The sequence below is a fragment of the Njordella aestuarii genome, from assembly GCF_056494165.1.
Genome location: NZ_CM151397.1, coordinates 2639930 through 2652688 on the forward strand (window position 1 = coordinate 2639930; position 12759 = coordinate 2652688).

The window sequence follows — 12759 nt, forward strand, 5'->3', positions numbered from 1 at the left end:
ACATTGAGCGTCTGCAATTCGGTCAGGAAAGCTAGGCAATAATGTCGGTTAGCAATTTACCACCGTCACAAATTTCAATTGGGCGGTCACCAGGAGCCATCAATTCTTTGTCAGCCACGATGCCCAGCAGGTGGTACATGGTAGTTGCCAAATCTGCTGGATCGACTGGATTGAGATCAGGTTCTGTGGAAGTCGCGTCCGAAGCGCCGTAGATCAACCCGCGTTTTACGCCCCCGCCGGCGAGCATCACACTGAAGACCTTTGGCCAGTGATCGCGACCTGCATCAGGATTGATCTTCGGCGTCCGTCCGAATTCGCTGCTGACCATAACCAAAGTGCGATCCAAGAGTCCGCGACTTTCGAGATCCTCCAGCAACGTCGCAAGAGCTTGATCAAGCGGCGGCATCGCTCCGCGGAATGCATTTGTTATCTGTGTGTGATGGTCCCAACCGGAGTATGTCAGCGTTACAAAGCGAACGCCCGCTTCTACAAGTCGCCGCGCCATGAGTAATCGTTGACCCGCTTCGTTGCGGCCATATTTATCGCGAAGGGCTGCGTCTTCCGCTTCAATGTTGAATGCTTCGCGAGCGGCATCGCTGCTGATCAAGTTGTAGGCTTTATCGTAGAACGAATCCATCGCCACGACATTGTCGCTGGCCTGACGCGTCGCAAAATACGAGTTCACTTTCTCTAGCGCATCGCGGCGACGCTTGAATCGATCAAAGTCGACACCGCCTGCAAGATTCAGGTCTTGCACTCGGAAGCCGCTATTCGCAGGATCAGCACCCAGGGCGAAGGGTCCGAACGACGAACTCAAATAACCACTGCTTGCGAATTCATTGGGAACGTTAGGGATAGCGACATAGGGCGGCAAGTTATTTCGCGAACCGTATTCGTGGGATACGACCGATCCAAAGCTTGGGAAGACCAGAGCAGGTGACGGCTTGTAACCAGTAAACATGTTGTGAACGCCGCGTTCATGCGCCGCTTCGCCATGCGTCATCGAGCGGATCACGGTAACCTTATCGGCCATCGAGGCAAGTCGCGGAAGCGTTTCGCTGAACACTTCGCCAGTGTTGGTCTTCGTCACTCCCATTTCGCCACGATATTCGATCGGGCTGTAAGGCTTGGGATCAAAGGACTCTTGTTGAGCCATCCCGCCGGGGAGAAAAATGTGAATGACGCTATCGGCTTTGGCTTCGATAAAGTCGTAGTGTTTTTGATCCGCTTGAGCTTTTTGAACGCGGAGGAAATCGGCAAGCGATAGGCCGACTGCTCCAAGAGCTCCGACGGAAAGGAATCCTCGGCGAGCTAAGATATTACCTGAACACGGCATTTGAACCGAACTCCGTTGGTGGGCTGGATTTCACATAGCAGAAGCGGACTACGGGCACGAAAGTACCAATGGGCTGCTGCAAGTTGAGACAAAAAGCAAGTTGTTTGAGGCGTTTATGCCTACTGTAAAGTCTCTCGAGGTATTGAAAACCGATGGGATTTTATTGACCGCGAGCCCTTTTCATGATTCTGAACACCGAGCGGTCGGCGTCCTGGTTTAGGTGGGAAGTTTTGCAGCTTATAATTCCGCCAAGCCGCAGACTCTTCGTAAAGGATACCTTTGACGCGAACCATAATCAACGGCCTAGCAACTTACTTTTCAAAAGCGTTCGCTACAACTTTACGGAATTGTTGCTCTAATTGCTGAACAACCACCGCAATAGTGGCTGGACTGAATAACCATTTTGGCACCTCCCGATCGAAACCGCTCGAATGATACTGGTCATCGATAATTACGATTCCTTTACCTATAACTTGGTCCAACGGCTCGGCGAAATTGATCCGACGATCGACATCCAAGTGCACCGCAACGACGCGATCACGGTCGACGACATCGCCAAACTGCGACCCAGTCGCATTCTGATATCGCCTGGACCGTGCACTCCCAGCGAAGCGGGCATCAGCGTCGAGACCATTCGCAAGTTCGCTCCAACGATTCCAACGCTGGGCGTTTGTTTAGGCCACCAGTCGATCGGACAGTGTTTAGGCGGGAAAATTGTTCGTGCTCCCCAGCTTATGCACGGCAAGACCGATCGAATCTGTCACGATAATCGAGGTTTTTTTGAAGGCCTGCCCAACCCTTTTATTGCCACTCGCTACCACTCATTAGTGATCGATCCACCGACGCTACCTGATTGCTTGGAAGTATCTGCATGGGTGGAAAACGAGAAGTATGGAAAGCAAATTATGGGCGTCCGACATAAAGAATGGCCCTTGGAAGGATGGCAATTCCACCCGGAAAGCTTCCTGACTCAACCGGGGCCCACGTTGCTAAAGCGGTTTTTGGAATGGGAATTGCCCTCGACCGCGGCCGCATCTTAATCACAATGGTGCTAGACTTTGCATAAAGAGCGAAAAATTGCGGGGCATTTCCGCGACATTTTTCGCTTAGATGTAAGACTGTTGGGAGACGACCGGCGAATGCCGAAAAATTGTTGAACTTTAGTCTCTACCGAAACTGTTTTATGGACTACCAAGGCAGGGCGCCTGTTACTTCATTTTTTTGAGCACTGAATATAGCCGATGATCTGTGTCACAATCGCTCGGACGCGTCACAAAACGACGATCAACGAACACCTGCGCCTAGCCGAAGAGGGCGCTGAACTTGCTGAAATTCGACTCGACTATATTGGACGCAGCATCGATTTAGCTCGGCTCTTCAAGAACCGACCTACGCCTGTGATTGTGACTTGCCGCCGCGCTGAAGACGGTGGCCGTTGGCAACGCAGCGAAGAAGAACGCCAAATGTTGCTTCGCTCTTCAATCGCGATGGGCGTCGAATATGTCGATCTTGAATTCGATATCGCGATGAAGATTCCGCGGTACGGTAAAACGAAGAGAATCGTCAGCCTGCATAACTTCGAAGGTACGCCCGAAGATCTGGTTGAAATTCATCGTGAACTGGCAGCGATGGACGCTGATATCGTCAAGATTGCCGCACTAGCCAATAGTTTCAGTGACGTTGAACGCATGTTGGCGTTAATGCGCGAAGCCCGCGTGCCCACGATTGGCATTAGCATGGGAGAGACCGGCGCGCTTTCTCGAATTCTAGCATCTCGCTACAACGCACCGTTCACCTACTGCGTGTATTCGTCAGAGCGCAGAGTTGCTCCGGGGCAGCTGACCTTTGATCAGATGAAGAAAGTATACCGAGCCGACAGTATCGATTCCGAAACGGTGTTGTTCGGCGTCGTCGCCGATCCCGTGGCTCATAGCTATTCACCGCTTATTCATAACGCAGCGTTTGAGCAAGAAAAGCTCAATGCTCGCTACATCCCGTTTCGCATTGCTCCTGAAGACCTCGCTGATTTCCTGAAATGGTGCCCGCAAAATGGTGTGCGTGGATTGAGCGTCACCATTCCACACAAGGAGGCGATCATGAGCTACCTCAGTCAAGCTGAATCGGCAGCGCAAGAAATCGGAGCTATCAACACGGTGGTGTTTAACGATACCAACGAATTGTTAGGCTTCAACACCGATTATCGCGCGGCCATGGATTGCTTGACCGAAGCGATGAAAAAGCGATCAGACAATCCAGATCCATTCCGTAACCGCCAAGTTCTCTTGATGGGCGCGGGCGGCGTTACGAGAGCGATCGGCTATGGATTAAAAGCACGGGGGGCGACGCTGAAGTTGACTTCGCGAACTGCGGATCGCACCGATCGACTTGCTAAGCAGATTAAAGCTGATCCGGTTGCCTGGTCTGATCGATACGAGACTCGTCCTGATATTCTAGTAAACGGAACTCCCGTTGGGATGTTCCCCGATGTCGATAGTTCGCCTTATGATACAAAGGATCTCGACGCACGCACGATGGTTTTTGATACGGTTTATAACCCCGAGCAGACTTTACTTCTGAAGATGGCTCGAGGGGTCGGTTGCCCAACGATTTCCGGAATGGAAATGTTTATCCGACAAGCCGCGTATCAATTCAAGCTCTTTACTGGACGCGAAGCTCCGGTACAACACATGGTAAAGACACTTCGCAAAGCGATCTCGCCAATCAACTACCAAGACTTGGACGATGAAGATTCTGGCGATGATATGGACAAGGTCGAACCATCCGACGATCAACCACCGAAAACTTTTTCGCCTTCCAAGTAAAGTCAGTACGCATGCAACCACGAGTTGATGAACACAACCCGTACGAACCTTCGTATGGAAATTTGCCCACACAAGAGACTCCATCGACCGTACTACCGCCGAACTTGCTGAAGTCACTAACGTCACTAGCTCGCTGGCAGACCTACTTCGCGGTAATCGGTTTCCTCTTTGCGGGGATCTTGTTCATGTTTGTCGCAGCGTCGTTTGTTGGAGTCTTCGTGGGCGAATCGGACGTTGTAGAAGGAATCGTAGGAGTGGTCGTAATTTTGGCCTTGGCCATCCTGGTCTACCTGCTCCCTGCGGTCATTCTCTTCAAAGCAGCGCAAAGTGCTCGATCGAGCGCGTCGTATGCCGGCGGTTCGATTGCCAACGTTATTCAGTCGCAACTCTCGTTTTGGCGATACATTGGTTATCTGTCAATTGTGATGATTGGCCTCTACGCCATGATCTTCTTCTTCATAATGATCGCAGCAGTTAGCGGCGTGGCGATGGCCAGGTAGGAACTGATCCGCCAATGCATTACAGCGATCGAAGCCAGCCGGCCATGGCTTGCAGAGTTGCGTCTCGGTCAATAGTAGGATCGTAACCTAACGCATTCCGCGCTGCGTCAATATTGTAGTAGTGGTCTAGCCCTAGTTGCAGCGCAACGAAACGGGTCATCGGCGGTTCGGACTGAATGTTAAAGGCGCGATAGGCCAACTCAAGCGCATGTCCTAGCCTGTAGGCCGCATTGATGCTGATTCGCTTTGTAGGAGGAACTTGCCCAGCTGTCTGTAATATATGGGCGATCCATTGCCAGCACTGAATTGGTTGGCCATCGGTAATGAAGAACGGCTTGCCGCTTACGCCCGTCGACTTGTCCCAAAGTTTCTCCAGTGCAAGCACATGTGCCCGAGCTGCTGAATCGACATGGACCGTGTCGATTATATTCTTGCCGTTACCAACGATGCGCAGCCGATTTCGCCGCGATCGATCTATCAGTCGAGGTGTCAAATGATTGTCGCCCTGTCCCCAAATAAGGTGCGGGCGAAGTGAACATGTCTGCAAGCTAGAGGAGTTCGACGCCAACACAAACGCTTCGGCGATCGCCTTGGTACGCGGGTAGTCAGCTAACCAGCGAGTGGGATAGGGCGTACTTTCATCGATGTTGCACTGAGGTTGACCGGCAAAAACGACGCTTGGGGAACTGCAATAAACGAAGGCTGGCACGCTTTGCGATCGAGCGGCGGCAATGAGCGATTCGGTCGCGCCGACATTGATTCTTTCGAATACTTTGCGGTCGCCACCGACACTGGCAATGGCTGCTGTATGAATTATGCCATCGCAGGATTTGGACGCTGCATGGCAAACGTCTGCATCCGAGGCATCGCCAACAATCGCTTCAACACCGATCTTGGCGAGTTCGTCGTACCTGTTTCGTGCTAGCCCGCGGACGCGGTATCCTCGAGCGATCAGCTGCTGGCAAATTGCTTTGCCAAGAAACCCGCCGTAACCAGTTACCAAAACGAGAGAACTCATCCTAGGACCTGAGACGTTTAAGGATGTCACTCGCCTCGTAAAAGATGCAACTGGTCGCCGCGACACCAGCCACTGCGTACATCGAGTCGCCTGTCAGCAGATAGGCCATCAGCCAATAAAACACTCCCACAACAATCCCCAGCGGCCTCAGTTTGCTAAAACCCAGGCACGTCAGGAAGGCAAGATGGGACAATAACCAAATATTGCTTACGAGCGGAGAGGCCCATGAATTGGCCGCGATAAAATCAGCCGTGAAAAGTGGGCTTTGACCGTTAGCAGCGACGTACCAGATGCCGTTGCCTTCCCACCACATGGACTGCGAAAGATGGCTGGCAAGGGAGGCCATAACCCAAATCATGAGATGCCACCTCAGCAAGCCTATCATTAGGCCGACGGTCCACCGCCGACGATTATCTGCAAACCCGAGTTGCGGTGCCTGACCGACCCAACCGCTATCGATCATTAAATACGGAACGATCGAACAGAGGAGTAGTTCGCCTAGATTCTGGAGCATGCTGAATCGATGCAAGATGCCAAGCATCAAAATCAAAACAGGCACGGCACTGAGGCGGCCACCAAATCCGGTGATGAGGACAAACGAAGCGATCGTTCCGCAAAATAGGTAAATAATGGCGAAGGTTGAACTTTGGAAATCGAAGAACGGCGACAAACGATATGCCGATCCGGTTCCTTCGATACCATCACCAATCAAAAAGCGAGCCACCTCTGTGTTCAGTGGACCGCTGTCGCTGGCCCAAGTATCGATGCGACCATACCACGAACTGAAGAAGAGGACGCAGGCGACACCGATACACAGCCTACATAGAGCGGCATGCCCGGAAAGCAGCGGTTGCAGAAACTGCATGTCAAACCAACGGCCACTGCTGCTGCACAACCATTTCCAGTAAGCGATAATATCTTGCACGAGATGCTGTTGGTTTAAAAACTAGTTGGAATTCGTGGTGGCGTTTTCGATAACTGGAGCGGTTCGCAATTCGGAAATTTCCGGTAGCACGCCAATTGAGCCGTCCTCTAGTCGCACGATGTTTGCGGCTAAGAGTACTTCCGGCTGCAGTGCCGTCGGCAAGTTCCCTTCGCGACGAAATTTCTCGGCGATTTCCCATTCATTCGACTGCACAATCGGTAGCTGCACGATTTGAAACTGGTCAACTTCAGATGCCCCTGGTTTGGATTGAATGTCGTTCAACATCGCTGCGATCAGTTGCGAAATTCCGTCGCTGCTTTCAATCGTCAACAGGCCTTCAAGCTGTCGAAGATACCGTTGGCGACGAATCGATGAACTGTAAGTGCCATCGACCGTGCGAGATGAACTGGCCCAGTCGATCCACTGAGAATCAGCGGTCGGTTTTGAGTTGCGAAAGCGAACTGCGATCGGTGTTTCGAGCAATTCGACATCCGTCACCGCTAAAGGTTGAAGATCCATTCGTAAATTGAGCGTCGTTGCGTAGGGAGAAATAAACCCTAACAGGTCGATCGCAAGGTTGGATAGCCGGTGCGAAGAGAACAGGCAGATCGCGACAACGCTCAGGTGTAAAACGGCCGCGGTCAACACCCATGGGCGCACGTTTACAGGAACGTGCGCTACGTAGTCGTTCGCTTTTGCGTTATCGGTAGAAGTTGTTTGACTCACGGGAGCTGTTAGCAGATGAAAAGCATTCAGTGACTTGCGAAGAAACCGATCGTAGTTCGCGCGTGTGAACTAGCCAAGCTTTCGTTGTCACGCGAGCCACAATTGAATCAGTTTGGTCGTTTTTTCTTGCGTTTGTTGGTGCGTGTCCGATTAGCCACATCATTCGCACGCTGGTCAGGTTTGGCAGCGGTCGCGTTGCCATCTTTACCAAAACGCTTTTTCAGCCACGGGAATACGTCGCTCAGAGACTCGGGCGGCTTTTCCGATCCGCGTTTCAGCCCCGTAGGCTTGGCTGGTTTATAAGGAGCTGCTTCGATCACTGTTCCATCCGCACCTTCAACAGCTACATTTGGATTGGCTGGCGGTAGAAACTTCTTCACAGTTGTACGTTCGATCAACGACCATATGCTGGACGTGATGAAGTAGATACACAAACCGGCTGGAACGCGAAAGAACAGTACCCCCATAAACACAGTCATGAACATCATGATTCGCTGTGTCATCAGCGTTTGTTCATCGGTCGCTTTCGGCATCAGCACCTTTTGCTGGATGATAAACAGTGCGCATGTTAGGATTGGGAGCAAGTTCATGTAAGGCCCGAGCCAACCGGTACCTTTGCCCGCGAGCATCTCCGGCATCCAAGCTGGAAAGAGTGCGAACTGGTCTGGACCGGCAAGATTGCTGCACCAATCAAGACCTGGGATAAGGGACTTCTGTCGCAGTGCAACGTCGGTGCTGACCGTGCGGTACAAACCGATAAAGATTGGCAGCTGGATGAACAACGGCAAGCAACTGGCCATTGGGTTCAACTTATACTTCTTGTACAGCTTCTGAGTTTCAACGCTGCGTTTCTGGAAATCATCCTTGTAAGTTTCATTGATTTTCTTGATCTCCGGTGCCATCTCTTGCATCCGCTGTCCCATCGCCGCAGCTCGCCACGAAAGCGGGAACATTAACGAGCGTACTAACACAGTTAGCATCATGATCGCGATGCCATAGTTCTGTACAATGCTGTAAAAGAGGTGCAAAATCCAAGAGAGCGGTTTGGCAACTAACGCAAAAATTGTCCAACCGTAATAGATGACATTGGATAGTTGATAATGAGCTAGCAGATCATTCTCTTTCGGGCCTGCGAAAATGCGGTAGCTACGTTCGAATGGGGCCGCGGGAGTCACTTCGACTTCGTCAGAATCAAAATAGAATCCAACGTTCATGGCGATCGATTTACTTGCCTGAACATCGCCAGGTGGCTTCAAGTCCGCGATCGCCATTGCGGCGGCTTTGCTTAAATTCGAAAGCGAACTCTTGTTTGTGTCTTTGGGCAAAATTGCGGAAACGAAGTATTGCGAGTCGACGCCGATAAACTTGAGATTCCGAGCTTCGGCCGCATCACCTGGTCCGAGAATAGGCACGTCGGTGTTAGCGACAGCCGCATCACGTGCGGCACTCTCGATGCTACGGCGCGTAATCAGCTCAAGCTCGTCATTGCCGCGGGACAACACGACATCCCGAGCGCCCGCCGCACTCATAAACGCAGTGCTTTGCTTGACGGAGTACCACCAGCCTTCAAGGTTGAGACCGCTGAGTCCCTCTTGGCGAACAGACAATTTGACCGGAGCATCGCGATTGTTACGAATTGTTGTTGTAAGTTCGAAATCGAAATTGTTCAGCGGGTTTTCGGCATCATATTCTTTCAGGCGATACGTCTTCACCATGGTCAAGTCTGCATCGACTCCGGCTGCAGCCAAGAACGGCCGTAGCGGCAATTCAAATTCGACACTGTTACCATCCTCCGATGGCTTACCGATCCAGTTATGCTGCAGTATTTCGTCAAGACCAGTTATGAAACGCTTGCCGTCAGAAATCGTGCGATTGCCGATCGAAGCCAACGTTGTTAGGAGAGCACTGCGCTGCTCATTGCCATCGATTTGTTCGGTTGGGTAACGGTTTGAATTCCGTAGCAAATCAAGCGGTTGAACCTGCAGTTTGATGTCAAATTGCATCAACGTTCCCGGAAGGGCGGTATCTTCTACAACCGGCGTAGCTGCTTCGTTCAGTTCAGTTACCTCGGCCAGAGGCGTCTCCGCTGTCGCTGGATCGACGGCGGCAGATGGTTCGGCACTATCGTCAGCTGAACCGTCCGTAGCTTGAGCCGCTTCGGAAAGCTCAGAGTCTTCCGGCAGTTCACTGATTGCAGTCGCTGGCTCAGATGCAGAATCCGCCTCCGGCGCAATAGCTGGCTCAGTTTCTGGCTCGACAGCTTTCAGTTCGATCGTTGGTTGCGAGTTAGCTCGAGCCGCTTCGCCCTGAAGACCTGCGTTGACGAGTACAGCGCCGCGGCGAATCGTAAACCTTGCGTCGTCGCCAGGTTCGGTTTTGCGCATCGCGTTATAATAATCTGTCAGAGTTCTGACTTCTTGAGTCCCAACCTGGACTAGGATGTCGCCTACTTGCAGGCCATCTGGCAGAGTCGGGTCGACGTTGCCGGCGATTTCCGCGGGAGAGCCGGGCGGAATATTTTGGATCGCAAGACCGCCAACAACTTCCGCGAAGGCGAGATAGCCGGGATATCCAAAGCGATTGTCGAGTGACCGGTAGGTATAGTTCTGGTTCTTGTCCTGCGACACCATTTCGATACGGTCGACGCTTGCTCCCTGATTGCTGATTGTTACGAGGAGAGGGCGTTTTTCGTTGGGATTCATGCTGCCCAGCGAATAGAACTTCAGCGGTTCCTCGATCGGAGCGGGAACGTCCGATTGTTCGAGCATTTTCGCCATCGCCTGTTTGGCTTCTTCAGCCGCCTGGCGATCAGCTTCCTCTTGCAGTTGTTCGGCAATCTGGTCCTGTTGGAGCTTCAGCGCCTTGCGTTGCTGCATGCTGCTCCAGAGGAAAAAGAGACTTGTAAGTAGTAAAAACCAAGCAAAAAAACGACGATCCACAGCTTTTCTTATCCGCTTCAGAAGCAAAATCTCGCGCCAACGCCCCTTGGAAGTTCACGAGAAAAATCGGATGCGTCATTGTGCGTCTTGGGGCCAATATTGCATAGACCAAAGCGTTTTTCACAAGCAAATGAACATTATTTTATCAGACGTGCTCTCTGCAAAGCGGAAAATCGTTAACTCCGCAGGTCGCCTACGCTTTAAAGGAACACGCTTTGAATTTACGCTATGCGGTTGAAACGGCTCGCGACAGTTGATTGTCGACGCCGACCGCACTAGATTTGCAAGCCCTTTTCGAGCTACACAATTCTCTTTAACTTCCCTAACCGATATTTCGTTACCATCCCCGGACGCTTGGATTATGCCTCAAAAGATTTATATCAATGGAAAGTACTTCGCAAAGGAAGATGCGAAAATTAGCGTCTACGACCACGGGCTTTTGTACGGCGACGGCGTTTTTGAAGGTTTACGTAGCTACAGCGGCAAAGTTTTTCGGCTCAACGAGCATCTTGATCGGTTGTACGAATCTGCCCGAGCAATCCTGCTCGAAATTCCGATGTCGAAAGCTGATTTGGCCGACGCGGTCAACGAAACGGTACGGCAAAACAGCCTGAGTGACGGATATATTCGACTAATTGTCACGCGTGGAGCCGGTGCACTGGGATTGGATCCCAACCGGACCAGCGATCCGCAAATTATTATCATCGCCGACTCGATCTCGCTGTATCCCGAAGAATTGTACGAAAAAGGGCTGAAGATCATTACCGCCAGTACGATTCGGAACCATCCGGCGGCCCTCAGTCCCCGCATCAAGTCGCTCAACTATCTGAATAATATTCTGGCCAAAATTGAAGGCCTGCAAGCCGGCTGCAGCGAAGCGCTGATGTTGAATCACAAAGGCGAAGTGGCCGAATGTACAGGCGATAATATTTTTATCGTCAAAAAAGGTGTCCTGATGACTCCGCCCAAAGACGCAGGGATTCTGGAAGGGATCACCAGAAATGCCGTTCTGGAACTGGCGCATGCTGCGGGAATTCCTGCTTATGAAGTCGCGATGACGCGACATGACGTTTTGGTCGCTGACGAATGTTTCTTGACCGGCAGCGCGGCCGAAGTCATTCCGGTCGTTGAAATCGATTCCCGAATCGTTGCTGATGGGAAAGTCGGGCCCATAACTCTTCAATTGATCGATGCATTCCGCGCCATGATTCGGCAGTAGGCCGTCCTGCGGCGCACCAGGAAACCTATGCGACTCATCTATCTCGACTATAACTCAACAACGCCATTGGCCGGAGCTGCGCGCGAAGCGATGCTCCCGTTCTTATACGAGTTCTATGGCTCCCCAAGTAGCAGCCATTGGACAGGTGCAGCCGTTGCTGAGGCGTTGGAAGATGCGCGGACGAATGTCGCCGCGTTGCTCGATTGTGAAGCGCACGAAGTTATCTTCACATCGGGCGGCACCGAAGCAGTGAACACTGCGATTCGAAGTGGGCTGAACGCTATGCGACACACCCACGGCCGCGACACGCAATTGCTGCTGACGAACTGGGAGCACTGCGCGGCGCATACAGTCGCGGCGGATCTGGCTCGAGAGCAAGCTACGGTATTGGTCGCTTCTGGAGGATCGATGGGCGGGTGGGATCCTGAATCCATCGTGGCGGCGATAGGTGATCGCCCGACATTTCTTACCCTAACCCTTGGTGATGGTGAGACAGGAATTGTGCAACCTGTTGCCAAGCTGTTTGAACTACTGCGAGCAAGTGGGCGACGTGACCAGTGCGTGGTTCATCTAGATTGTTGTCAGGCGATTGGAAAGGCAGACATCGCGGCCGAACTTTTAGAAGCCGACCTTGTTTCCATATCGGGACACAAAATGTATGCGGCAAAAGGCGTTGGTGCATTAGTCGTACGCAACGAGGTCGTGCAAGCGCCGCTAATCAACGGCGAATGGTACGAAAGAGGAATTCGAAATGGTACACCTAACGTGCCGGGCATCGTTGGACTTGGTGCCGCAGCGGAATTGATGGCGAAAAGCTATCGACGTTTCGAATCACGCTGCACCCAGCTTTTTCAAGTGTTTGATGAATCAACACGACAGTGCCTAGGAGAAGTATTCGCGCCTCTCGCGTCTTCCGATTCGGTTCTGTGTAACACACGATTGTTTTTGACCAAGGGCAAGAACGCTTCAGCCGTAATGCAACGGTTACCGGAAATCTGCGTGAAGTGTTTTGGCAATGTGATGAGCGATGTCATCGATGAGGATTATCAAGTGGAATCGGATCCGAGCGTTCCTACGATCGCACCGATAGCCGAAATGGATGAAGCCACCTTTGACTCGTTACGCGCGGGTGGTGTCAGCGAAAGTGACCGTCTGACCGCGGTCCGTCTGAGTATTGGATGGAATACCACTGAGGCTGATATGACCAAGGCAGCTGAAGCAATCAGCGAAGCCTACCAGCAGTCAGATCTGGATTAATCGTACTGCCTGCCGTT

10 protein-coding genes are annotated in these 12759 nt (G+C 52.0%); 5 read left to right on the forward strand and 5 right to left on the reverse strand.

Annotated features, from left to right (window positions below; genetic code table 11):
- Nucleotides 1-31: 31 nt before the first annotated feature.
- Nucleotides 32-1336 carry a DUF1501 domain-containing protein gene (locus tag SH451x_RS10255; protein ID WP_479362366.1) on the reverse strand — a complete coding sequence of 435 codons (1305 nt, stop codon included), beginning with the start codon at nt 1334-1336 and terminating at the stop codon, nt 32-34.
- 431 nt (nt 1337-1767) lie between these two features.
- Here SH451x_RS10255 and SH451x_RS10260 point away from each other — a divergent pair, with 431 nt between their 5' ends.
- The 3 genes from SH451x_RS10260 to SH451x_RS10270 all read left to right on the forward strand — a co-directional run bounded on the left by SH451x_RS10260 (nt 1768) and on the right by SH451x_RS10270 (nt 4658).
- On the forward strand, nt 1768-2376 hold the full coding sequence (locus tag SH451x_RS10260; protein ID WP_479362367.1) for an anthranilate synthase component II: 609 nt from the start codon (nt 1768-1770) through the stop codon (nt 2374-2376).
- Between the two features lie 201 nt (nt 2377-2577).
- A complete protein-coding gene (gene aroE / locus SH451x_RS10265; RefSeq protein WP_479362368.1) occupies nt 2578-4158 on the forward strand; it encodes a shikimate dehydrogenase in 1581 nt (526 codons plus the stop codon).
- A gap of 11 nt (nt 4159-4169) precedes the next feature.
- Nucleotides 4170-4658: a hypothetical protein gene (locus SH451x_RS10270; RefSeq protein WP_479362369.1), complete on the forward strand. Its 489-nt coding sequence runs from the start codon at nt 4170-4172 to the stop codon at nt 4656-4658.
- Between the two features lie 19 nt (nt 4659-4677).
- On the opposite strand, the gene SH451x_RS10275 is transcribed toward SH451x_RS10270, so the two are convergent.
- The 4 genes from SH451x_RS10275 to SH451x_RS10290 form a co-directional block, all read right to left on the reverse strand.
- Nucleotides 4678-5676, reverse strand: coding sequence for an NAD-dependent epimerase/dehydratase family protein (locus SH451x_RS10275; protein WP_479362370.1), 999 nt, complete (start codon nt 5674-5676; stop codon nt 4678-4680).
- Between the two features lies 1 nt (nt 5677).
- On the reverse strand, nt 5678-6601 hold the full coding sequence (locus SH451x_RS10280) for a hypothetical protein (RefSeq protein ID WP_479362371.1): 924 nt from the start codon (nt 6599-6601) through the stop codon (nt 5678-5680).
- A 21-nt stretch (nt 6602-6622) separates the two neighbouring features.
- On the reverse strand, nt 6623-7327 hold the full coding sequence (locus tag SH451x_RS10285) for a Rossmann-fold NAD(P)-binding domain-containing protein (protein ID WP_479362372.1): 705 nt from the start codon (nt 7325-7327) through the stop codon (nt 6623-6625).
- 107 nt (nt 7328-7434) lie between these two features.
- Nucleotides 7435-10266 carry a YidC/Oxa1 family insertase periplasmic-domain containing protein gene (locus tag SH451x_RS10290; protein WP_479362373.1) on the reverse strand — a complete coding sequence of 944 codons (2832 nt, stop codon included), beginning with the start codon at nt 10264-10266 and terminating at the stop codon, nt 7435-7437.
- A 361-nt stretch (nt 10267-10627) separates the two neighbouring features.
- Here SH451x_RS10290 and ilvE point away from each other — a divergent pair, with 361 nt between their 5' ends.
- Both ilvE and SH451x_RS10300 read left to right on the forward strand, forming a co-directional pair.
- Nucleotides 10628-11485 (forward strand): branched-chain-amino-acid transaminase, encoded by an 858-nt coding sequence (ilvE, locus tag SH451x_RS10295; RefSeq protein ID WP_479362374.1) that lies wholly within the window; start codon nt 10628-10630, stop codon nt 11483-11485.
- Between the two features lie 27 nt (nt 11486-11512).
- Entirely contained in the window at nt 11513-12742 is a 1230-nt protein-coding gene (locus tag SH451x_RS10300) for a cysteine desulfurase family protein (RefSeq protein ID WP_479362375.1), read from the forward strand.
- The last annotated feature ends 17 nt before the right edge of the window (nt 12743-12759 follow it).

What these genes read in the sequence shown, in the direction of transcription:
- SH451x_RS10275 (WP_479362370.1), bottom strand. Translation starts at nt 5,676, where the DNA reads ATGAGTTCTCTCGTTTTGGTAACTGGTTACGGCGGGTTTCTTGGCAAA.
- aroE (WP_479362368.1), top strand. Translation starts at nt 2,578, where the DNA reads ATGATCTGTGTCACAATCGCTCGGACGCGTCACAAAACGACGATCAAC.
- SH451x_RS10260 (WP_479362367.1), top strand. Translation starts at nt 1,768, where the DNA reads ATGATACTGGTCATCGATAATTACGATTCCTTTACCTATAACTTGGTC.
- SH451x_RS10270 (WP_479362369.1), top strand. Translation starts at nt 4,170, where the DNA reads ATGCAACCACGAGTTGATGAACACAACCCGTACGAACCTTCGTATGGA.
- ilvE (WP_479362374.1), top strand. Translation starts at nt 10,628, where the DNA reads ATGCCTCAAAAGATTTATATCAATGGAAAGTACTTCGCAAAGGAAGAT.
- SH451x_RS10300 (WP_479362375.1), top strand. Translation starts at nt 11,513, where the DNA reads ATGCGACTCATCTATCTCGACTATAACTCAACAACGCCATTGGCCGGA.
- SH451x_RS10255 (WP_479362366.1), bottom strand. Translation starts at nt 1,336, where the DNA reads ATGCCGTGTTCAGGTAATATCTTAGCTCGCCGAGGATTCCTTTCCGTC.